The organism is Flagellimonas chongwuensis (assembly GCF_013376415.1).
Lineage (GTDB): Bacteria > Bacteroidota > Bacteroidia > Flavobacteriales > Flavobacteriaceae > Flagellimonas > Flagellimonas chongwuensis.
In genome coordinates this window covers 193238-217753 of the sequence record NZ_WYET01000007.1, presented here as the reverse complement: position 1 = coordinate 217753, position 24516 = coordinate 193238, and the positions used below count along the sequence as shown (strand labels likewise).

General features: G+C 41.9%; 15 protein-coding genes. 8 read left to right on the top strand and 7 right to left on the bottom strand.

Translation table 11 applies throughout. The features are described from left to right. The first annotated feature begins 93 nt into the window (after positions 1 to 93). From cobA to GUA46_RS13705, 6 genes are all read left to right on the top strand, one after another. Positions 94 to 870 carry a uroporphyrinogen-III C-methyltransferase gene (cobA, locus tag GUA46_RS13730; RefSeq protein ID WP_176620963.1) on the top strand — a complete coding sequence of 259 codons (777 nt, stop codon included), beginning with the start codon at positions 94 to 96 and terminating at the stop codon, positions 868 to 870. A 206-nt stretch (positions 871 to 1076) separates the two neighbouring features. Then, positions 1077 to 2477 carry an MFS transporter gene (locus GUA46_RS13725; RefSeq protein ID WP_176620962.1) on the top strand — a complete coding sequence of 467 codons (1401 nt, stop codon included), beginning with the start codon at positions 1077 to 1079 and terminating at the stop codon, positions 2475 to 2477. A 42-nt stretch (positions 2478 to 2519) separates the two neighbouring features. After that, the gene (locus GUA46_RS13720) at positions 2520 to 3809 is read left to right on the top strand and encodes an alginate export family protein (RefSeq protein WP_176620961.1); all 1290 of its coding nucleotides are present in this window, start codon (positions 2520 to 2522) and stop codon (positions 3807 to 3809) included. A 103-nt stretch (positions 3810 to 3912) separates the two neighbouring features. Continuing rightward, positions 3913 to 4599: a response regulator transcription factor gene (locus GUA46_RS13715; RefSeq protein WP_176620960.1), complete on the top strand. Its 687-nt coding sequence runs from the start codon at positions 3913 to 3915 to the stop codon at positions 4597 to 4599. Between the two features lie 134 nt (positions 4600 to 4733). After that, positions 4734 to 8267: a nitrate reductase gene (locus GUA46_RS13710; protein WP_176620959.1), complete on the top strand. Its 3534-nt coding sequence runs from the start codon at positions 4734 to 4736 to the stop codon at positions 8265 to 8267. Between the two features lie 4 nt (positions 8268 to 8271). Continuing rightward, entirely contained in the window at positions 8272 to 9702 is a 1431-nt protein-coding gene (locus tag GUA46_RS13705) for a rubredoxin (RefSeq protein WP_176620958.1), read from the top strand. Positions 9703 to 9838: 136 nt separating this feature from the next. On the opposite strand, the gene GUA46_RS13700 is transcribed toward GUA46_RS13705, so the two are convergent. From GUA46_RS13700 to GUA46_RS13670, 7 genes are all read right to left on the bottom strand, one after another. Continuing rightward, entirely contained in the window at positions 9839 to 10435 is a 597-nt protein-coding gene (locus GUA46_RS13700; protein WP_176620957.1) for a Crp/Fnr family transcriptional regulator, read from the bottom strand. A gap of 179 nt (positions 10436 to 10614) precedes the next feature. Further along, the gene (locus tag GUA46_RS13695; RefSeq protein WP_176620956.1) at positions 10615 to 12927 is read right to left on the bottom strand and encodes a glycoside hydrolase family 3 protein; all 2313 of its coding nucleotides are present in this window, start codon (positions 12925 to 12927) and stop codon (positions 10615 to 10617) included. Positions 12928 to 13065: 138 nt separating this feature from the next. Then, complete coding sequence (locus tag GUA46_RS13690; protein WP_176620955.1) at positions 13066 to 14556, bottom strand: DUF1593 domain-containing protein; 1491 nt, start codon at positions 14554 to 14556, stop codon at positions 13066 to 13068. 43 nt (positions 14557 to 14599) lie between these two features. Next, positions 14600 to 15967, bottom strand: a complete 1368-nt coding sequence (locus tag GUA46_RS13685) for a Gfo/Idh/MocA family protein (RefSeq protein WP_176620954.1) — start codon at positions 15965 to 15967, stop codon at positions 14600 to 14602. 1 nt (position 15968) lies between these two features. After that, on the bottom strand, positions 15969 to 16562 hold the full coding sequence (locus GUA46_RS13680) for a gluconate 2-dehydrogenase subunit 3 family protein (RefSeq protein WP_176620953.1): 594 nt from the start codon (positions 16560 to 16562) through the stop codon (positions 15969 to 15971). Positions 16563 to 16566: 4 nt separating this feature from the next. Beyond that, positions 16567 to 18273 carry a GMC oxidoreductase gene (locus tag GUA46_RS13675; RefSeq protein WP_176620952.1) on the bottom strand — a complete coding sequence of 569 codons (1707 nt, stop codon included), beginning with the start codon at positions 18271 to 18273 and terminating at the stop codon, positions 16567 to 16569. 68 nt (positions 18274 to 18341) lie between these two features. Next, positions 18342 to 19058 (bottom strand): NUDIX hydrolase, encoded by a 717-nt coding sequence (locus tag GUA46_RS13670; RefSeq protein WP_108244287.1) that lies wholly within the window; start codon positions 19056 to 19058, stop codon positions 18342 to 18344. A 462-nt stretch (positions 19059 to 19520) separates the two neighbouring features. Between GUA46_RS13670 and GUA46_RS13665 the strand changes: the two genes are divergently transcribed. Both GUA46_RS13665 and GUA46_RS13660 read left to right on the top strand, forming a co-directional pair. Continuing rightward, a complete protein-coding gene (locus GUA46_RS13665) occupies positions 19521 to 22727 on the top strand; it encodes a SusC/RagA family TonB-linked outer membrane protein (RefSeq protein WP_176620951.1) in 3207 nt (1068 codons plus the stop codon). Between the two features lie 3 nt (positions 22728 to 22730). Then, positions 22731 to 24455, top strand: coding sequence for a RagB/SusD family nutrient uptake outer membrane protein (locus GUA46_RS13660; RefSeq protein ID WP_176620950.1), 1725 nt, complete (start codon positions 22731 to 22733; stop codon positions 24453 to 24455). The last annotated feature ends 61 nt before the right edge of the window (positions 24456 to 24516 follow it).

Here is a 24516-nt window from a genome sequence, read left to right as displayed (position 1 = left end):
ACTAAGTATAATTACGTATATAATTAATAATTATTTAAAAATAAATACGTATTCTTGTTGTGGAATCCATAAAAATCAAAACAAATAATTATAATGAAGCAATATAAGAAAGAGGCAAGAGTAACTTTGGTTGGTGCAGGTCCAGGCTCGTCAGACCTTATTACTGTTAGGGGATTGCGCGCTTTGAAGCGGGCTGATGTTGTTCTGTACGATGCATTAACGGATGCTGATTTACTAACCGAAGCTCCAAGGCACATTCCGAATATATACGTAGGAAAACGGTGTGGGAAACATAGCTTTAATCAAGATGAGATCAATGCCCTTATCGTAGAAAATGCATTTAGGTATGGTCATGTGGTCCGGCTAAAAGGAGGTGATCCATTTGTATTTGGTAGAGGAATGGAGGAAGTCGAATATGCGGAATCTTTTGGAATCCCTGTGGAGGTGGTACCAGGTGTTTCCAATGCCATAGCTGTGCCTGCAAGTCAAGGGATACCTGTAACCAAAAGAGGAGTGAGCAACAGTTTTTGGGTAGTGACCGCGACTACAAAAGAAGGTGGGCTCTCCAAGGATTTTCAATTAGCTGCGCAATCTTCCGGAACACTGGTCATTTTGATGGGAGTCCGTAAGTTGGTGGAAATAGCCAAGGAAATAGGAAAGTATAGAAAAAGCTACACACCACTTGCCGTTGTTCAAAATGGAACTTTGCCAAACGAGAATTGTATTACGGGCACCTTAAATGATGCTGTCCATATGTCCAGCGAATTGGATTTATCATGCCCCGGAATAATTATCGTGGGTGATGTGGTGGCCGACCATCCATCATTTTTTGAAGATGCCATCCAAAGAGTGGTAGGAATGGAACTCTAAAGCCATACCTTATTATAGTATAGCTTCCTGTTGTGTTCAATGCCTATTTTCAAATTATCAGTAGCAGAAGGCTCATTTTTATGATGTCATAATATGACAAGGTTTCTTCAGTATATTTCATAAAAATACGTAGAAAACAGATGTAAAATTCAATAAATACGTATAAATACTTAGATTTGATTATCTAATCAATTAATCTAAGTATTATGAAAGCCACACGATTAAATCTATTGAATCTTAAAAGTATACCCATTAGAACGTTTTGGATTTCTGCCATTGCTTTCTTCATTTGCTTTTTTGCATGGTTTGGAATTGTTCCTTTTATGCCTGATGTTGTTAAGGATTTGGGATTGACTCCATCGCAAAAATGGAATTCTATAATTTTAGCCGTTACGGGTACTGTTTTTGCCCGATTGCTTATTGGTAAGTTGTGCGATAGGTTTGGGCCGAGATTGTGCTACACTTGGTTATTGATTATTGGGTCTATTCCCGTAATCTTGATAGGTTTGGTCCAAACACCCTTACAGTTCTTGTTATGTAGATTTCTTATCGGATTCATAGGGGCTTCCTTTGTTATTACCCAATTCCATACTTCCATTATGTTCGCTCCCAACATTGTGGGTACTGCAAATGCTACATCGGCCGGTTGGGGAAATCTTGGTGGTGGTGCCAACAGATTGGGAATGCCTTTGATTGCTGCTGCCGTGGTAAGTTTTGGTGTTGCCGATGAAATTGCATGGCGTTACTCCATGGTTATTGCTGGAATAGTTTGTTTTTTAATGGGGCTTGTTTACTACTTCTTTACCCAGGATACCCCAGAGGGCAATTTTGCAGAATTGCGGAAAACAGGAAACATGCCGGTTTTGAAGAAGGATAAAATATCTTTTCTAAGTACCTTGAAAGATTACCGCGTTTGGATTCTGTTTTTGGTGTATGCCGCTTGTTTTGGTATGGAGCTTACCGTTTATGGTACCATGGACGATTATCTACAAAACACCTTTGGCTTGGAGAGGATTACGGCAGGGAACATTGTTTTGTCCTTTGCCCTGATGAATATTTTTGCTCGTACCTTGGGCGGCTTTTTCGGAGATCGTTTCGGAAAGTTAAAAGGGCTTCGTGGAAGGGTTTTGTTCCTGACTTTTATTTTGATGGCCGAAGGCGTTATGCTCTCCGTGTTCTCATTGACCACAAGTCTTGCAGTGGGAATCATCTTTTTGGTGGCTTTTAGTCTAACTGTTCAAATGGCCGAGGGTGCAACATTTTCTGTTGTTCCCTTTATCAACAAAAAAGCTATTGGTTCCATCTCGGGAATCGTTGGGGCAGGGGGGAATGTTGGTGCATTTTTGGCCGCACTTTTATTAAAATCTAAATCGGCAATAGCTGAAAGCATGGCTATAAAGGCTAATGAGGGGTTAGGTGAAGAAGCGGTAAAAGCGGCACAAGCTGCAGCTGCTTCAAGTGCCGTATCCAACGGATATTTTATTATTGGAATTTTTGTGGTCGTAGCGGCCATCAGTGCATTTGCCATTAAATTCTCTACCGTGGATGAAGAAGCCGTACTTCAAGAAATGGAAGGTAAAATGGCCATGTCGACCGTGGAAAGTTAGAACCCTGGGTTTTCCTTATAATTCAACCAAACAGTAAACAATATGAAGTTTTTCAATAAGAAAAGGCTATTGGTGTACCTATGCCTTATGGGAATACATTTTTCCTTTGCCCAATTTATTGTGGACGGGCAGTTTAGACCAAGAACAGAGTATAGAAATGGCTTTGGAAATTTAATTTCAGATGCTTCCGACCCTGGTTTTGCGACCGCTACGCGTGTTCGCTTGAATACGGATTACCAAACCGAAAAGTATAGGTTCTACTTGAGTCTTCAGGATGTTTTTGTATGGGGTGAAAACCGTCAATTACAGCCTGAGGATGAAAACAATTCATTTGCTGTTTTCGAAGCTTGGGCCCAACTTGATCTCGGTTCCGGCTGGTCCGCAAAATTGGGTAGACAAGTACTTTCCTATGATGACCAGAGGATATTGGGCGAAGTGGACTGGACCCAACAGGCCAGAAATCATGATGCAGCCCTGATACAGTATTCTAAAGATAATTTGGTTATCGATGCTGCCTTTGCCTTTAATCAGGACTTTGATAATCCAAGTGGTTTTCAATCTATAGGAAATACCTATAATACCCTGGGCTTTTTTAGTTATAAGACCATGCAGATGCTCTACCTAAAACAAAAATGGGAAAGTTTTGCAACAAGTCTGTTGATGCTCAATAATGGCTTTCAAAATTTTGATGGGAATGATATTGCAAATGGTGTAAGTAATTTGCAGACATTGGGTGCGCACTTTGCGTATAAAAAAGGAGATTTTGGATTGGCCGTGAATGCATTTTTACAAACAGGGGAAAGACAAGGGGAGTTGGATGTGAAAGGGGCATATTTGTTAGGGTTTGATGCCAATTACAAGGCATCGAACACTTTTGGTCTAGGGGCTGGATTTGAAATCATAAGTGGAAATGACGGCCAAGCTGAAGGTGAGACAAGTGCTTTTTTCCCTTTATATGGCACCAATCATAAATTCAATGGTTTTATGGATTATTTCTATGTGGGAAATCATGCCAATTCCATTGGATTGTTTGATGTCCATATCAGTACCAATATAAAATTAGGAGAAAAATCTAGCCTCTTGGCCAAGGTTTTAAATTTTAAGGGAGCGCAGGACCTGCCCGGTGGAGAAAACTCTTTGGGAACCGAAGTCGATTTGGTGTTCACCCAAAAATTCAATGGTTACGCACTAAAAGTGGGATATTCCCAATTGTTTCCTGCAGATGGCATGTATGAACTTAAGGGCGTGGCCGAGACAGATGCCGCCAGTGCCCAAAATTGGGCGTGGGCCATGTTGGTCATCAAACCAAAGTTGTTCTCAACGAACAAATAAAATTAATAAGTAGAGTTGGTTGGAGTTAAGGCTGTTCCATTTGTTGAATGGAGCAGCTTTTTTTATGTTCTACGTATTTCAATAATTCGATTATTTTTGTGCAATGCAAAATTCGGAACAAAAAGCGATCATTACCATTGTTTTGGCCGACGACCATTCCTTGGTCAGGGATGGCATACGTGCCTTGTTGGAAGAAGAACCAGATTTGGATGTGATTGGAGAAGTGTCCAATGGTTTGGATGCCCTCAAAATGGTAGATGAAAAGTCACCGGACATTTTGATCATCGATATCCGAATGCCGGAATTGGGAGGTATCGAGACCGTTGAGCGTCTTAATGCCAAAGGCAAATCCAATACCAAATGCATCATTCTTTCCATGCACGATTCCGAGGAGTATATTCTAAAATCCGTACAGGCAGGCGCCAACGGTTACCTCTTAAAGGATACGGGCAAGGCGGAGTTTGTAAAAGCAATTCACATGGTTCAAGAAGGTGGTAAATATTTTAGTGGGGATATTTCCAATGTACTGGTAAACAATTTATTTAGCTCTGATAAAATAACAAATCAACCATCGTCCAAAACTAATAAAAACAATCCTTTTGAGTTGACCAACAAAGAGCTTCAAGTATTGGAATTGGTCTTGGCCGGATATACGAACAAAGAGATTTCAGAGAAACTACAGAATAGTAAACGTACCATCGAGACACATCGTTTCAACCTGATGAAGAAGATGGAAGTGAAAAACTTGATAGATCTTTCCAAAAAGGCAAACAAATACAATTTAGTCTAGGTTTCATTTTTTCAACCTTTTGCCACAATTTTTATCATTCTCTCGATTTAGGGCATCACTTTTATTAAATTATCACTACGTATTTATACGTAAATTTTTAATTTTCAACATCGAAAAAATACGGTGTTGCCAGAATGCAGAAAAAAGATACACATAAAACTATTTGCTCGTATTGCGGAGTGGGGTGCGGCATCGAGGTTTCCAAAGATGCCAAGGGCATATTGTCCGTTAAAGGGGATGAGGATTACCCCGTGAACAAGGGAATGCTGTGCACCAAAGGAAAAACGTTGAATTACGTCGCCCAAGATACCAAGGATAGAATACTTTATCCAGAAATGCGATGGAGTAGAAATCATCCCATGCAGCAGGTTACTTGGGATATTACATTTAAAAGGGCAGCTGCCGTTTTTGGAAGTATCATGGAGAAATATGGCCCAGACAGTGTTGGGCTGTATGTGTCCGGGCAATGCCTTACCGAGGAATATTATTTGGCCAATAAGCTGACCAAGGGCTTTTTGGGAACTAATAATATTGACACCAACTCCAGGCTTTGCATGAGTTCTGCCGTGGTGGGCTACAAGAAAACCATGGGCAACGATGCTGTTCCCATTGCTTATGCCGATATAGAGTTGGCAGATTGTTTTTTGATCGCCGGCGCCAACCCCGCGTGGTGCCACCCCATTTTGTTTCGAAGAATTGAAAAGCACAAAGAGCAAAACCCCAAGGTTAAATTGATTGTAGTGGACCCCCGTAAGACACAGACGTGTGCCTTGGCTGACCTGCACTTACAAATTTTGCCGGGTACCGATGTGATTCTTTTCAATGCCATGGCCAGATGGTTGATAGAAAAAAAGAAGATTGACAAATCATTCATACAAAAACACACCTCTAATTTTGAAGCATGTAAGCAAATGGCTTTTGAACTTTCCATTCGCAAGGCTGCAGAAAAATGTGGAATAACCACCGAGGAAATTCGTAAGGCCGCTAAGATGATTTCAGATGCCAAAGGATTCATTAGCATGTGGACCATGGGATTGAACCAAAGCGTTATTGGGGTGGATAAAAATGTTTCGCTATTAAACCTTTCTTTATTGACGGGACAGATTGGCAAGCCAGGTTCCGGGCCCTTTTCGTTAACGGGCCAGCCCAATGCCATGGGGGGGCGTGAAGTAGGGGGTATGGCCAGTTTGTTGGCGGCCCATCGCGACTTGGGCAACCCTAGGCACAGGGAAGAAGTCCGGCAATTTTGGGGTGGCAAGGAAATCAATGGCGAGCCCGGTCTCACGGCAACGGAAATGTTCGATGCGCTGGAGTCTGGAAAAATGAAGGCCATATGGATTATCTGCACCAATCCCATTGTGAGTTTGCCCAATGCCAAAAAAGTAGAAAAAGCTCTCGAAAAGGCCAATTTTGTGATTGTTCAAGATATTTCCCATAATTCGGAGACCACGAAATATGCGGATTTGTTGTTGCCGGCAGCAGGTTGGTTGGAAAAAGAAGGCACCATGACCAATTCCGAGCGTCGGATAAGTTATCTGCCCAAGGTCATTGCTGCTCCCGGTGAGGCCTTGCCGGATGCAGAAATCTTGTGGAGGTTTGCCCAAGAAATGGGGTATGGCGGTTTTGACTACAACAATGTCTCGGAAGTTTATGATGAATATTGCTTGATGACTAAGGGAACCAATATTGACATTTCTGGACTATCCCACGAACGTCTAAAAAAAGAAGGAAGCTTTCAATGGCCTGTACCTTCGCCCGAACATAAGGGAACACCGAGGCTTTTCCAAGATCAAAAATATTTCACTGCAAATGGGAAAGTACATTTCAATGCACCCAGAAACCTGTACAACAAATCAGAAGTCACAACAACGGACTTTCCATTGGTGCTCAATACAGGAAGGGTCAGGGATCAATGGCATACTCGCACAAAAACGGGAAAAGTAAAACGATTATTGACCCATATCCCATCTCCTTTCCTTGAAATGAACAAGGTAGATGCATATGTGCGCAATCTTAAAGAGGGCGATATTGCAGTGGTAAAGAGCAGGCGGGGCAATGTTAGGGTCAAGGTAAAAATCAATTATGATATTCGCGAAAGGGTAGTTTTTCTTCCTATGCACTGGGGCAAAATCCTGAACAATGATTTTAGTCGGGCCAACAACCTTACCAATGATATTGTAGACCCCGTATCCAAAGAACCCGATTTTAAATACTGTGCCGTTCAGGTTGAAAAATACAAAAAGCCCCTGCAAAAAATAGTTGTTGTTGGAGCTGGGGCGGCAGCTTACCGTTTTATCCAAACCTATCGGGAAAAGAATAGAACGGATGAAATCCATGTGTTTTCCAAAGAGGAACATCCTTTTTACAACCGTGTCTTGCTCCCGGAATATGTGAATGAAGAACTGTCTTGGGAAGCCCTTCAAAAATTGAAGCAAGGGGAACTGGAAAAGCTCAAGGTCACATTGTACCCTAACAATGGTGTCAAAGACATCGATGCCAAAGAAAAAAAGGTAACCGATGATTTGGGAAGCACACACAATTACGACCTTTTGATATTGGCAACGGGGAGTCGCGCTTTTGTGCCAAATGAGGTACGGATGGACCTGCCAGGAAGATTTACGATGCGGGAAAGGGGCGATGCGGACCGACTCAAAGACTATTTGTCCAAAACGGAACTCCCAGCAAGTGAACAGCACGTGGTCATTGTGGGAGGAGGTTTGCTCGGTCTCGAACTCGCAGCAGCACTTAAAAAAATCAATATAAATATCAGCATAATACAACGTGCTCCCAGGTTAATGGAACGCCAGTTGGACCCCGTTTCCAGTAAATTATTGGCCGAAGATGTTTCCGAAAGGGGAATTCAATTGTTTTTTGACAATGAGGTAAGCACCATTTTTGAGGAAGAGGAATCTCAATATACTTTGATGGTCAATCTAAAGACAGGCCGGACCCTCCGGTGTAATGCCATTGTTTATGCTATCGGAACCAGACCCAACATATCTTTGGCAACAAGTGCCGGGTTGGAGACCCGAAGAGGCGTTTTGGTGGATCCTTATCTCAAAACGAGCGATCCGTCCATCTTTGCATTGGGAGAGATTGCCGAGTTCGAAAATGCACTCTACGGCATTACCTCGGCCGCGGAACAACAGGCCGATGTAGCAGCAAATTACATTCTAGGGGATTTAGGGAGCATTTATGGAGGTTCCGTATTGATGAACATTTTAAAGTTTGAAAACCTTGACCTATGCAGCATTGGAATGGTCAATGCTCCAAAGGACGATTCTTCCTATGAAGAGATATTGTTAATGGATGTGAGCAAACGGTTCTACAAAAAGTGCATTGTGAAAGATGACACCTTGAAAGGAGCTATTTTGATGGGCGACAAGAATGAGTTCGCAGAGTTTAAGCGGCTCATTGAAGAAGAAATAGAGCTCTCCGAAAAAAGAGAGGAATTGCTACGGGGTACATCAACAATGGAACCACTTAAAGGGAGTTTGGTCTGTTCTTGCAGCCAAGTGGGGGATGGGAACATCAAAGATGCCATAGCGGGCGGATGTACGGATTTTTCGCAACTGTGTTCTCAAACAGGTGCAGGATTAGGCTGTGGAAGTTGTAAGCCCGAGGTGCAAGCTATATTGAACGGACAATTAAAAACAACACTGGTTTAAGATCATGAACGACGATTTGCACAGGATATTGATAAGTGGTGGCATTACCTCTCCGGGCGAGCTCAAGGACAGTGTAGCCATGCTCGAAGCGGCAGGGTTGTCGGAAGTTTACTTTGGCTCAAGGCAGGACCTGCTTTTTCCCCTTGACAATAAGCATAAGGGACAGTTGGAAAAAACATCAAAATATAAAACTGATATTGTTGCTGACAGGTCGTATCAAAACATTGTTTGTTCTTATGTATCGGCAGATATTTTTGATGGAACCCATTGGCTCAAAGGTTCCACTTACCTGTACCTCTTGGAGCAGTTTGATTTTGTACCAAGATTGAAGATTAATATTACCGATCCAAAACAACGCTTGGTGCCCATTTTTAGTGGAAACCTCAATTTTGTGGCATCCGAAGACGAAGATTACTGGTATTTAAACATACTATTGCCCCATTGGAAAAAGAGTGCCTATTATCCAGTACTGATTTATAGTTGGGACATTGTTTCGGTCTGTAGGGCCGTAGAGGAAGTGTACCATGCCATGGACAATGTAGATCAGCTCTTTGCCCTATTGAATCAAAAACTGCAGGCAAATAACAACAAGACCATAAAGAAAGAACTACAAATACCATTTGTTACTTTTCCATACTACGAAGGGATGAACCGTATGGGCATAGATCAATATTGGTTGGGGCTTTATTGGCGTAATAATCGTTATGATCTGCAGTTTTTAAAGGAATTCTGTGGATTTTGCTTGGACAATAGTATAGGGAAAATATGTATCACACCTTGGAAATCATTTATTGTAAAGGGGATTTCCAAGGAAAGTCGGCCTGAGTTGGAAAGGTTCCTTGGTCAAAAGGGAATCAATGTACGGCATTCCCAATTGGAAATGAACTGGCATTTGCCCGTGGATGATCAAGAAGCTTTGGAACTAAAACAATATTTAGTCAATAATTTTGATCAGAACGATATCAGCACTTACGGACTCACCTTTGGTATTAGTAAAGATGTAGGTAAACAATCCCATTTTTCATCCATAGTCATTGAGAAGAATCCAACCACTCAAATAGGATTGGATTTTGAAGTAAAACCTACCTATAATGTATGCCATTTTAAAGATTTTGACCCCAATACGAGGCAGTATTTGATCTATGCACAAGATGTAGATAAAAAGGAATTGCCCAATCTTTTGATTGAATTGAGCAAAGCATACTTCCAGCAACTCGGGCAAGAGAAGAATACAATAATAAAAAAGAAAGATACAAAGGAGCGAGAACCCAAACAGGTCTATCAATGCCAAAAATGCTTGACGGTATATGATTATGAAGTGGGTGATTCAAAATTTGGTATCGAGCCCAATACAAAATTTACGGATGTACCCGAGGAGTACACCTGCTCTGTGTGTGGTTCAGAAAAGATGGTTTTTGAACCTGTGGAAATGTAAGCGGTCAATCGGGGTTTTGCTTTGGTTTTCTGAATATTATAAAAGAGGAAATAAATTTCTGGGAAGGAATGGATTTTTGTAATAAAAGCCAGAGTTGGATAATTTGAAAAAATACATTGCTCAAAAAAGTATCAATTCAACTTTTGTCCTTCATAAGTCTGGATAAGGTTTCCGGTCTTATGGCTAGATAGGAAGCGAGGTGTTTTCTCGGAATCCTGTCCATAATTTGGGGTTTCATGTTCGCCATAAAAAATTCAAGCCTTTTGCGTGCATTTGGAATTCTGGCCAGGTATACCCTTTGCTCTGCCAATATGTAATATTCTTCGAGCAAAATACGATTGATGTGCCTCATTTCTGGGAAATGGTTTAGGCAATATTTGTAATCCTCATATTTCAGGTAATCGCAATACGTATTTTCAAGGCTCTGTATGTACTCCTCGCTTCTTTGATTTCTAAAGAAGCCAGTTATAGATGTAAACACTTCATTTTCAGAATCAATCCAAGTGGTGATTTCCGACGAATCACTTACAAAATAACCACGAACCATTCCTTTTTTGATCAGATATAGACAATCACAGATTTCACCGGCCTTATTGATGAACTCATTTTTTTCAAAGGAACGACTGTTGATTTTCAGAGTAAGGTAATTCTTTAACTCTGGGCTCAAAGGGTAAATGGAATTGAGAAAGGAAAGGATGTAAAGGTTTTTCTTGGGATTTTCTTTGGTGAGCATTCAAAAAATGGTTTGGTTTTCAGTGATTTTAGGTGGCGCAAAACTAATGTATTGTACTTTAATTATTTTTTTGTTGGGGTTAAAATCACAGATAAACGATAAAACGTTTTTGATGTAAAATTTTGATTAAAAAAAGGTCCCCAATTATTTGGGGACCTTAAAATATATTGCTCGACTATCTATTTATATGCTTGGGTTCTTTCATCATCAATTACTCCACTCCAATCCAGCCCGAAAGCAAAATCGTAGGAGTTGCCGTTAGTGTCGGTATACAGGTCCATATCCCGTGGAACATCTTCAAACTGTTGCTCAACGGTCAACATATTTTTGGGCATTTGAAATGGTAGCAAAGCAGAAGGTTCTACTTTGCCCGAAACTATGTCCATTAGGGCTTGGTCCTGAACGCCCATGTGTACCAATATAGCGTCAGCAGACGATTCAATTTCCGCAAAGACCAGGGGTTTGGCGACTCTCACTATGACTACAACAGGTTTGTCTCCCATCTTTCTTTTTGTATCGGTCACCAAACTCATATCGGAAATGTTTATGGATGTGGTCGTTTTACCATTGTAGGAGCGGTTGTCCACACCTTCTTCCAGCGGACTTCCAGCCGCTATGCTCTGCTCTCTTGCATTGGTTGCGGTGTAAGTGCCATATTGTAAGCTTATGGGAACGTAACCATTGCCACCATTTTCGGTGTCAGCGACATCGTAACCTACCCCACCATTTGGGTTTTCAATACCAACAAGGGCAAAATCAGCTTCATCAGGGGTGTCCACTACCTCAAAATACTTGGCAACAACTTCCATATTGAAAGGATGTTCAGTGCGCTCTTTGGTAGCTACCCCGAACCAATTTACTGTGGGGGCTACATAACGCTGGGGCACATAGACTTTTTTCTTGTTCTCCACAGGAAGTGTTTTTTCATTGTTTTTAAGCATCACTATGGATTTGAGCTGTGCATTGTAACCTGCCGCCATAAACTCTGAATTGCCAACGATGTTTTCCGTTTGTGCCACATCCAAATAAGGGTTTTCAAAAAGTCCGGTTCTAAATATGTTTTTCAGCAGGCGGACAGCAGAAGTTTCAAAACGCTTCCGCATGTATTCTTCTCCATGTTCCTCAACCCCCATCTGATAGGCTTCTATAACTGGGCCCATATCGTTGTTACCCCCAAATTGGTCACAACCGGCTTCGATAATTTTATAATGTCTTTCGGCAACGCTCAAATTTTCCACACCCCATGGCTTGCCCCTAAACTCATATACATTGGGAGCATCGCCTGTGATACCCCAATCGGTACAGACGACACCATCATAACCATACTTTCCACGCAGAAGGTCTGTAATCAAATATTTGTTGTAGGCATTCCCAACGTTTTCCCCGTTTTTGCTATCCTGATTATAAGAAATGGTATAATAGGGCATTACGGCAGTTGCCATTTTGGTTGGCCCTTTTAAGGCAAATGCACCTTCCGTAAAGGGCTTTAAATGATCTTCCAGATTTTTTCCGGGATAAACGGCATAGGACCCATAACCAAAATGTCCGTCACGACCACCTTCTTCAGGTCCGCCACCTGGCCAGTGTTTTACCATGGCATTGACACTTTGCATGCCCCAATCGCCGTTTTCCGATGCTTGAAAGCCTTCCACATAGGCACGGGCCATATCGGCCGCTAGCTTTGGGTCTTCTCCCATAGTGCCATCAAAACGAGACCAACGAGGCTCGGTCGCAAGGTCAATTTGAGGGGAAAGTGCGGTTGCTATGCCCAATGCTCGATATTCTTGAGAAGCGATTTCCCCGAACTGTTGCATTAAAGATGGATCAAAACTAGCTGCCAGTCCCAATGTACTGGGCCACATGGAAATTTTTCCGCCCGCACCCGCATTGAATTCTGCATAGGAATCACTGCCATGTCTAGGGTCGGAGCTGGTATTTATAGGAATGCCCAACCCAATACTCTCAACCATAGTTTGGGCATTATTGTTCCATTGCGCAGATATTCCCGGTGATTCAACGCTGGTAATCAAAACATGGCGTAAATTATCTTCGAGCAAAAATTTCTTCTGTGCATCAGAAAGGTCACTAGGTTTAGCACCACTTTCTTTATAAGGCTTTCCATTGTATGTTACAGCTCCAAAAAAGCTATTCCCTCCCCCGGGGATGGATTGGTGTGCGCTGTATAACATTAATCCAGCTATTTGCTCCACACTCATTTTGGAAGCAAGGTCTTTGGCTCTTTCATCTGCCGAGAGTCTCCAGTCTTCATAAGGATCAAGCGTGCCATTTTTGTTCAGGTCTTTAAATGCCATCTGGTCAACGGTCAAAATTGAGACTCCAGAACTTGGGCTATAGCCAAGGGTTGCTCCATCTTCATTTTTTACAAGGTTGAAACCTTCCTTGGTTTCTTCTGTAAACTTGGGGCTACAGCCCACAAAAATTGTTGCTAGGAACAAGCTGCCCAGTTTGAGGTTTTGTTTTAAAGTATGCATATTGTTATTTAGTTTTTATGTGCTGCTAAATCAGAATATTGAAAGTTAAGAAAGTAGATTTATAACAAAAAGAAACAAGTTCAATTCTTGGAACAGCCAATAGCCTGATTTTCTATGTATTCAAGGTTTATTTGAAAGTTAATTAATTTCAATGATTACACGCTGGTATCTTGTCAAAGCAGGAAAACCAGTATCCGTACCTTCTATGATCACATGATATTTTTCACCGGTTTTAGCCGTTTTAGGAACTTGTATTTTAGCTCTGTCCTGGTTCAATTCAATTTGTACAGCGCCGTCTCCCGCCTCCGAGTAGGGCCAAGCTTTAAAATAAACTGGATGGCCATCTACATCCTCGCAGGAAATGTTCAGCGTAAGTGTTCCACCAGCTGTTGAGGTTATGGTATTCCCCTCCGCTACGTTAATTTTTGGTGGGTGGTTTGCTTCTGAAAATGGTTTGATGCACCAATCCGCCCTAGCAGCGAAATCCAATTGCATAGGTTTGATCCATCTGGTCTGCGGATAGCTTTTGTCCATTTCTCCTGTTTCTGGATTTAGGTCGGAAGCAGCATCCCCGTCTTCGTATCTGTATGGATTTTCTTTTGATTGCACAAAACGACCGCTCCAACCGCCTCTTGACGGGTCTTCATAGTTGTCCAATCCCACATCTACCAAATGCAGGAATGCTGGGGAGTCTCCTTCAGAGATAAAATCATATTTTGAAAAACTGCCCCTCTCTGTATCTACAATTTTTGAGATATCACCTTCAAAATGGTTGGGGTCGCCCTCTTGTTTCTGTCCATCCCCGTAGGAATAGTATTTTTTGAAAAGTGGACCATGGTCATTAATGATATTTGGGCCCATAAAACTACCTTCTAGAAAAGGCTGCTGGCTTTTTGGAACCACTCTTTTCCAAGGGTAGGCAAAGCACCAAAATTGATTCGCATTATAGAATACACGGATTTTGGGCCAATTGGGGCCGATATACTTTTTGTAGGTGGCATCTTGGTCCATTATGGTATAAATAATGGCCTTTTTGGATACCTTTTCTTTGATTTCTTCCCAATTCTTATGGTTTGAATAATCTTCCTCAATAGATTTTAGGGCACGGGCAATGGTATTGGTTCCTCCCCAAGCTTGAAGAAATATTTCCCGCGGGTCATCATCCATCAATTTTTGGGCAATCCATTCGGAACCTTCGGTCCGTTGGTCCATTTCTCCTTCAAAATCGATGTTGCCCACCTTCACCAATGACAAAAGCTTTTCTGCTGAAGGATAATTTTTATCGTGCAGCAGTAGATTGGGGTGAACTTTGCCATATTCGCTCAATAATTCTTCCATCCAAGTGGTACCGGGCCACCTTAATTCGCTTCGCTCCCCATACATGTTACGGGTCATTTCCATTTCCGATACCATGGTGGTGCCTTTGCCATCTCCCTTCCAGTGCCACATGGAACTGGAGTAGATCAGTCCTTCGGTATCGAATTCGTTGGTGTACATCAAAAAGCGGATAAAGGTATCCACATCGTCGATTTCACCATCTGTGGTCACAATGGTCCGTTTATTGTTTTGTTGGGCCTGGCATATGGTGCATAAACAAATACAGAAGAGTAGGAGGCTGATATTTTTCATAATATGTTCAAGTGACATCGTTTGACACAACTTTTTAAGTTTTTTAAATGGATTCGTAAGGATGCTTCCATGGCCCTCTATACGTATTCTTCAATAAACTCGAAGCTTCGGCATCATTGATTATCATCCTTTCTTGAGGATTGTAGGCCAAGGGTCGTTCCAATTTCATGGACAGGTTGGCCAAGATGCAACTAGCCGTTGAAATATGTCCTTGCAGCACATCGGCAACCGGAAGCCTATCATTTTCTATGGAGTCCAATAGGTCCAACATGTGTCCTCGGGTAGCAGGTGCGGTATGCAACTCTATATCCTTTTCTTTTAAATCTTCGGGATACTTTTCACGTTCGTAGACTACTTCCTTTTTTATGGTTTTTCCATCTCCGTTAGGAATAAATTCATACTGATGAACACTTCCTTTAAACGTACCTTTTTCACCATAAATGAAAAATGCCCATGGATAATCTGGGTCCGTCGGATTTCCCCAGCTACGATGCTGCCATACACAGTTTAGTTCATCAAATTCAAAAATGGCTGTTTGGGTGTCGGAAATATTGGCGATGGAATCCTTTTGAACATAGATTCCCCCGGTGGAGCTTACCTTTTTGGGCCAACCAAGGTCAAGCATCCAACGTACTGCATCCAACATGTGAACACACATATCGCCAACGATGCCATTGCCATATTCCATAAAGGCGCGCCAACTTCGGTGGGGCAACCCAATGTAGGGGCGGAGTGGGGCAGGTCCCGACCAAAAATCATAATCAAAATAATCTGGAACCTCTTGTACGGGAGGGTTGGCGTTCCACCGCATGTGATAGTAACAACACATTTCTACATGGGATATTTTTCCCAATAGTCCGGCATCGATGATATTTTTCTTGCCCTCTATCAAATGTGGTGTACTTCTACGTTGCGTACCTACTTGTACTTTTTTCCCAAGTTTCCGTGCAGTGCTCAAAATGGCTTCGCCTTCCAAAACATCTAAACTGATGGGTTTTTGCAGATAAAGGTGCGCACCAGCTTCCATAGCTTCTATGGCCTGTAATGCATGCCAATGGTCTGGAGAACCTATCAGAACGATATCCAAGTCCTTTTCAGCGAGCATTTTACGATAATCATGATATAGGCGTGGTCTTTTTTTCGATGCCTGACGTTGGGCGACCAATTGGGCAGCTTCCTCGAGATGTTTTTTATCCACATCACAAAGTGATACCACTTCTACATTGGTAACTTGGATGAGTTTGAAGAGGTCACTTTTACCGTACCAGCCACAACCAATAAGCCCAACTCTCCATTTTTTTGGGGAATGAATCAAATCCAGACCATAGGCACCAAATGTTGAGAGTGCCAGAGCTGCCGTGGAACTTGCTAAAAACTTTCTTCGGTTGATATAAAAGGGTTTGGAGTCCATATTACAGACTCCATTTGTTGCCTACCTCACTTAAGGGAATACAACCATTATATCCTCCTGGTATGGGATCATAACTCAAAACATTTTCACCGATTTCTTGCGAAGTGAAATAGCCCCAGAGCGCAGTTGATTTTAAGGAACGATAAAAACCTACAGGTTCAGGTTTGCCCACTGTGGTTCCCCACACGCCGCTTCCAAATTGTCCTGAATTCTCTTCCGCTTTTTGTAAAACCTTGATTTGGTCCGATTCGGATAGGTTTACAAAGCTGTCGCCAAAATCAGAAATGCAATCTTGATTGAATTTTTCAATTTCTTTCCTTACATGTTCCTGAGCATCGGTGTCATAAAGATTGGCGTAAACCTTATCGATGAATATATCCGTTTTTACATCGAGTGCTCCCGGAGTTTCGGTTCGTGGCAATATCATATCCACGATTTTGGAGACGAATGCTGCTTCATCTATAGTCAAAAATATGGGTTGCCAATCCATTCGGGCCTCATTTTTACATGATTGTAACAATGATAGCAAGGACGGGCCTGAAACGGCCAACGCGGCCATACTTCCTGTAAATTTTAAAGCTTTTCTACGGTCCATGAGATTAAATGTTGAGTTTTTTAAGTTCTTCTACAGCATGATTAGCGGCTCGTGCCGTGAGTGCCATATAGGTCAAAGATGGGTTTACGCAGGAGTTGGAGGTCATACAGGCCCCATCGGTAACAAATACGTTTTTCACCGAATGAATCTGGTTGGTGCCGTTCAAAACGGAAGTTTTTGGGTCTCGCCCCATCCTAGCGGTACCCATTTCATGAACACCATATCCAGGTTCGTGTTCGTTATCAAAACCAATGATATCCTTTACACCGGCTTTTTCCAACATTTCCACGGCATCTTCCTGAATTTGTTTGTTTTGGGCCAATTCGTTTTCCTTATATTCGGCATCAATGGATAGGGTAGGCTGCCCCCATTTATCTGTAACTTCTTTGTTGAGAAAAACCTTATTGTCATGATAGGGCAAACATTCTGCAAATCCTGTAATGAAAAATTCCCAAGGTCCGGGTTTCATGATACTGTCCTTGTAGTCGCCACCGAATTCCTTGCGGTTGGCAGCTTCACTATTGCCCATTCGGTATCCTCCACCTTGAAAACCAAAACCTCGAAGGAACTTGTCGGTTTTTGATTTTTCATCAATGTTCCAGTAGCGCGGAATATAAATGCCGTTGGGTCTACGCCCACTATAATATTTATCTTCATAGCCTTCAACTTTTCCTAAGGCCCCAACACGATAAGTATGGTCCATAAGGTTGTGGCCCAGTTCTCCGCTATCATTACCCATACCATTCGGGAAACGGTCTGAGGTTGAATTCAGTAGAATTTGAGTTGTACTCAACGTTGAGGCGTTACAGAAAATAATCTTTGCCTTGAACTCAATGTCCTCATTGGTCTCGGCATCAATAATGCGCACCCCGGATGCTTTTCCTGTACTTTCATCGTACATTATGGATTGTACAATGGAATACGGTCTAAAAGTAAGGTTTCCTGTTGCGTTCGCTGCTGGAAGCGTTACGGCATTACTGCTAAAATATGCACCGTACGGGCAACCTCGACTGCATCGGTTTCGATATTGACATTGCCCCCTTCCGTTCAGGGGCTGGGTCAAGTGGGCAACCCTACCAATAATCATATGTCTACCAGGGAAATCCCTTTCAATACGTTTTTTGATATCTTTTTCTACACAATTCAATTCCATGGGAGGGAGAAAGTGGCTATCCGGCAGTTGTGGCAAGCCAAGAGCCTCTCCGCTGATTCCTGCAAATTTTTCCACGTAGCTGTACCATGGCTCGAGGTCTTTATAGCGAATGGGCCAATCCACCCCATGTCCATCTTTTGCATTTGCCTCAAAGTCCATTTCGCTCCAACGGTAGGTTTGTTTTCCCCAAAGTAGGGAGCGACCTCCCATTTGGTGTCCCCGTATCCAAAGAAATGGCTTAACCTCCGTATATGGGTTTTCTTTGTCGTTGGCAAAAAAATGTTCGGTGTCCTGACCTATAAACCCAGACCTTATAGCTTTATAATGTTTTTCCTTTTGTTCCGGTGTAAGGCCGCCGCGAAGTTCCAAATCCCATGGGTCCAAATTAGCGGTGGTATAGTCACTTGGATGTTCTACCACGGGGCCACGTTCAAGAACTAAGGTTTTTAATCCCTTCTCACAAAGTTCTTTGGCTGCCCAACCTCCACTTATACCTGAGCCTATTACAATGGCATCATATGTTTGTTTTGGGTCGGCATCAATATTAAAATTTGGCATTTTGGTATTTAGTTTAGCTTTTAAAGGTTATAATTTTTGCTCAATTCTAATGGACGTTGTGCAATGGGTTATAGCTTTTCAATTTTTTCTTTATCAAAGCTATAAAGGTAAGGTGCTTTGTTGGCCGCTCCGGTATAGAGTTTTTCATGCCTTATAAGGATGTCCATACTTAGAATTTTGCGTTGAAAAGTAGTCCGTCGAAGTTTTTTGTCCAAAATGGCCTCGTATACTTTTCGTAATTCTTTCATGGTGAATTTTTCGGGCAACAGATTGGTCCCAATAGGTTTTTTACCAAGGTCGGTCCTGATGGCCTCCAATGCTTTTTTTACGATTTCCTCGTGGTCCATCATCAAAGGAGGAAGGTTATTGATGCTATACCAATTTATGGAATCGGAGAACTTGTTAGGTGTTGGGCGAACCTCATTGTAATTGATCAAAGAGTAATACCCTACGGTAATGAACCTATCCAATACCCAGTGATCATCCGGCATCTCATAGCCCAGGCCCTTGGCAATCCTTTTAGATGGTTCAGGATTGGACCTGTTCAGCTTTCCAAACGTATGGAACTGCTCCAAGTGAATTGTTTTGAGACCTGTACGCCTCATAATGCCCTTTTTGGCAGCATCCAATAAGTTTTCATCTCTTCTAATGTAGCCACCAGGTAATGCAAATAAACCTGTATTCTGGTATTCGAGCACCAAAATTTTTAGTTCTTCCCCTGTGAAACCAAAGATTACGGTATCAAAAGAAACGTTGGTTAGGTATTTGTTTTCTGAAGGCAACATATTGTAAACATCGCAAAATTTACACTAAAAAAATATAAAAGTAAAAAAACAGGGGCATTATTGTATCAAATTGATACAATATAAAGGGGAGATACTGAAATAATTACTGAACATGAACTATAATTTAGTCGGGAGCTTATTCTTTATCTAATGTTTGCTAACATTTTTCAGACTGGAGGAGAGATATATTATAATTGTAACATAGAAGGACTAATTTGTTTGTTTTTTGTTTTCTGAGCAGAAGAATATTTCATTGCCATAATTGCCATCCCGCTCTACGTCCAGTATAATTAACGTTTTTTTAGGATTACCAGATTTATATTTTGAAAGTATAGATTTTGTCATATTCAATATTTACTGTTAAAATATTGCCAATTATAAAAAAATAACTATTATTGTTCCTGATTGAGACAATATGCACGGTCGAGATCATTAGAAATAACTAAACTAAATAGACTATCTATGAATCAAAACAGAATTCAAGTTTTGACAAGGTTGTCTGGTGCCCTAAAGGCTTTTCAGACATTCTTTTTGTCAATGACAATGATGTTGGTGGGTGGATCTGCGTTTGCAGCGGCCCCGGACTCGGGTGATGCTACTTCGCCCCCTTACCAATTAACCATAACGGGTACGGTTGTGGATAATTTTGGAACACCTTTGCCAGGTACCAATGTTATTGTAAAAGGTACCACTAATGGAACTCAGGCAGATTTTGATGGAAACTATTCCATTACTGCAGCTTCAGATGCTACTCTAATCTTTTCTTATGTAGGGTTTAAAACCATAGAAATTCCGGTAAACGGTAATTCTACTGTGGATGTGACCATGCAGGAAGATGCCGCTGCCTTGGATGAGGTGGTTGTAACAGGTTATGGTACGCAGACCAGAGGTGAATTGACAGGTTCCGTAGGAACGGTTGATGTTGCTGAAGCAACCAAAACACCTGTGGTAAACGCAGCAGAGGCCTTACAAGGTAGGGTTTCGGGTGTTACCATCACAAACAACGGTTCTCCAGGTGCCTCACCTGTAGTACGCATCAGGGGGTATGGAACAGGTAACAGTAACGACCCATTATATATTATAGATGGGGTACAAACAGATGATCCAGGGGTTTTGAACTCGATAAATCCTGCAGACATCGCACAGATGAACGTACTTAAGGATGGTGCAGCCGCCATTTATGGTGCAAGAGCATCGAATGGTGTTGTGATTATCACTACAAAAAGTGGTGGGTATAACCTAGATACAGCAAAAGTGTCCTTGGATATGTATACTGGTTTTTCAGCACCTACCAATGTGCCAGAGTTGTTGAACGCTCAGCAACTAGGGGAAGTTTTTTGGCAAAGTATGTTGAATGACGGTAACACACCATCCCATATACAATATGGTAATGGTCCTAACCCAGTAGTTCCTTCTACGATACAAGGTGACGTTCCAGTTACCATGAACGTAAGACCGAACGGAACGGATTGGTTGGATGAAATTTATAGGACTGCAATAACTCAGAATGCTTCCATTACGTTAGAGAATGGTAATGAAAAATCTAAGTTCCTTTTTTCTGCTGGATATTTGAACCGTCAAGGTATCCAGATCCACACAGGGTTTAAAAGAGGAAATGTGCGGTTGAACTCTGAATTTAAGATTGGTGAGAAACTTAGGATCGGTGAGCACGTCAATATCTCTTTTGATAGAAGAAGCGGTGGACAATCTTGGTTCAACTTCGCTACAAGAATGTCTCCTTTGGTCCCTGTATACGATGCTGAGGGTAATTTTGCAGGTAGTTATAGTAATGCCAACGGACTTGCAAACCCAAACAATCCTGTAGCTGAGGCCACTCGTCAAAAGGATGATTTCAATAAGACCTTTAGGGTGTTTGGTGATATCTATGCTACATTGGATATTATAGATGGTCTTCAATTCAAAACATCTATTGGCGGATCAATCCGGGCTTATAATGATAGACGTTTTAGGGCATTGATTCCCGAGTCTCCAGAGCCACTTTCAACAAATACGTTGACCGAGGCGGAACAAGATAATTATGAGTGGGTATGGACCAATACCTTAAACTTCAATAAGTCTTTTGGAGACCATAGCATTAATGCATTGGTAGGTATCGAAGCTTTGGATAATCATGGTAAGGGAAAGGAAATTTCAAGAACTGATTATTTTTTCGAAACACCTGATTATTACTTATTGAGTAATGGTGGTGGTGCACCCAACGTTGCATATGCATACGATAACGCATCTTCATTGTTCTCCGTTTTTGGTACGGTGAACTATGACTACGATGGCAAATATCTTTTGACCGCTACGGTACGTCGAGATGAATCTTCAAGATTTGTTGGAGACAATAAGAGCGATATATTCCCTTCGTTCAGTGCAGGTTGGGTCGTGAGCAACGAAAGTTTCTGGCCTACCGACTCATTTATGAGCCGTGTGAAATTGAAAGGTTCTTGGGGACAATTGGGTAACCAAACCTTGCCGGTCAATAACCCTACTGTCAACTTCTCCATCTTAAGTGAGCAATATGCCAATTATGCCTATAATGGTAGTGCAGCGGGTATTACGCAAGGAGCGATTTTATCAGCGGCAGGGAACCCAAATTTAAGATGGGAGACTTCTGAAACTACCAACTTTGGTATAGAACTTGGTTTCTTTGATAACAGGTTGAACCTTTCTGCAGAATACTTTACTATCACAACCAAAGATTTGATCAACCAAGACGCAAGTTTGTATAGTTCAACAGCGCTTGATGCTGCTCCTCCATACGTAAACCTCGGTTCTATTAGGAACAAAGGTGTGGATGCAACATTAAGTTATGGAGACCGTACAGATTCCGGTTTCACATATGGAATTGATGTAAACTTCTCCAGTTATAAAAACGAAGTACTTGATTTGATCAGTGCTTTCCAGACCGGTTTCGGTGGCTTTAGAAACACAGGAACTGTAACCAGGACTCAGGAAGGTCAACCATTATCCTCTTTCTATGGTAGAATAGTAGATGGAATATTTGCTTCTGAAGCAGAAGTGGCCAGTGCTGCTAATCAAGGTTTTGCAACCGATGCTGATGGTGTTGGAAGGTTCAGATATAGAGATTTGAACAATGACGGTACCATTGATGACGATGATAGAACCTTTATTGGTTCACCTCACCCTGATTTCACTTACGGTGTAAACCTAACTTTTGGTTATAAAGGATTCGATATGTCCGCTTTCTTCCAAGGATCACAAGGAAACGATATATTTAACAACGACAAGGTGTATACTGATTTCCCTACGTTCCCAAATGCCAATAGAAGTACAAGAGTATTGGATTCATGGACACCGGACAATTTGGATGCTGAATTGCCAGCGTTGAGCTGGAGTATTTCAAACGGGGAAAGTGATGCGAACTCTTTCTTTGTGGAGGATGGTTCTTACATGAGATTAAAGAACTTGCAAATTGGATATACTTTTAATGAAGATGTTTCCGGTTATTTGGGAATGGACAGCGTTCGTCTATATCTTCAAGGGACTAACTTGTTCACTATCACAGGTTATGATGGAGTGGATCCAGAACTACAGCCTAGATTTGTAAATGGAGCGGTGGATAACCTTACTATTGGGGTTTCTGACAACAACTACCCTCTAGCTTCAATTTATTCCTTCGGAGTTAATCTAAAATTTTAAAAAATGAAAAAGAAGATAATATTTTCAACATTGGTTGCAGGACTCTTGCTATGGGCCTGTAGTGAGGAATTCACCGAAAAACCGGCCACGGGCAATATTCCTACCGAGGATTTGCAAACAGCTGTTGGTGTTAACCTAAAATTGACCGCCGCATACTCTGCTATGGACGGCGAGCGTGTGAACAGACAAGGAGAGGGAGTTGCTGCTGGAGGTGATAACTGGTGGTCCGATGTGGCCTCCGATGATGCCCACAGGGGAAGTAACGATGGGGACAACGATTTCCTTCGTCAAATAGAGATGTATGAGTGGGCGACCAGTAACCCTTGGTTTTTGGGAAGATGGAGCGCAATCTTTGGAGGTGTAAACCGTGCCAATGCAGTGCTAGATTTAATTAACCAAATTCCTGATGGGGACTTTACCCAACAGCAGGGAGAGGCCCTTTTCCTAAGGGGATACTTTAATTTCGAACTTCAGAAATTTTATGGTAACGTACCGTTTATTTCTGTAGAGAACTTGGTCAATGAAGAATACAATCAACCTAACCCTGGCCCTATTTGGACAGAGATTGAGCAGGACTTTACTGATGCAATTGCACTACTAGGAGATGATATTATAGTTGGCAGAGCGAATGCTTGGGTGGCCAAGGCATTTTTGGGAAAGGCATACTTATATCAAGGTAAATATGAGCAGGCTTTACCTCTATTTAATGATGTTATTAATAATGGACCGTATGCTCTGAACGAAGAGTTTGTAGCCAATTTTAACGCAGCAGGAGAGAATGGTCCTGAATCTCTTTTCGCCATTCAGTTTGCTTCCGATAGTGGCCGCTCTTTCAACGGAAACGGTGCAGGTACGCTGAACTTTTTAAATGGTGGGCCATTGGGTACTTGTTGTGGTTTCTTTCAGCCAACACAAGATTTAACCAATGCCTTTCAAACAGATGGTTCTGGACTTCCTTTATTGGATACCTATGCTGCAACCGATGTAGCGAGCGATTATGGAATCAACAGTGATGAGCCATTTACACCCCATACTGGACCATTAGATCCACGTATAGATTACACGATTGGTAGAAGAGGAATCGATTATAACGGTTTTGGCGCAAATCCAGGTAAATCTTGGATAAGGGCAAACTTTACTGATATCTCTGGCCCCTATTTGCCTAAAAAGAATATGTACCAAGCCTCTGAGGTGGGTGATAACCGCGGTATTGGTGGTTGGGGTTCTGATTGGTCCGGTATCAATTACAACATTATGCGTTTTGCGGATGTATTGCTAATGGCAGCTGAAGCTGCAGTTGAACAAGCAAGTCCAGACCTTCCAATGGCTTTGGATTATGTGAACAGAGTTCGTAACAGAGCAAAGAACATGAGCTACGTACAAGCGCTTGATGCCAACGACAACCCAATACCAGATACTGATGCGGCAAACTATCAAATTGAACCTTATGCAGCTTTTCCAGATCAAGTATTTGCTAGAAAAGCCGTACGTTTTGAGCGTCGCTTGGAATTTGGTATGGAAGGACATAGATTGTTCGACCTAAGAAGATGGGGCAACGCAGAAACAGTACTTAATACCTATGTGGCGAACGAAGGTGAAGATATCGACCAGGCCAATTACGCTAATAGGTTTAGTGACTATGTGTCGCCAAAGCACGATCTTTTTCCAATTCCTATCAATGCTATTGATCAAAGTGGTGGTGTTTTGGAACAGAACACAGGATATTGATAAAATATTGAGTAGATCTGAGTTAGTTTAATTTAATTCGAGTAGAGAGATAGGTTGTCAA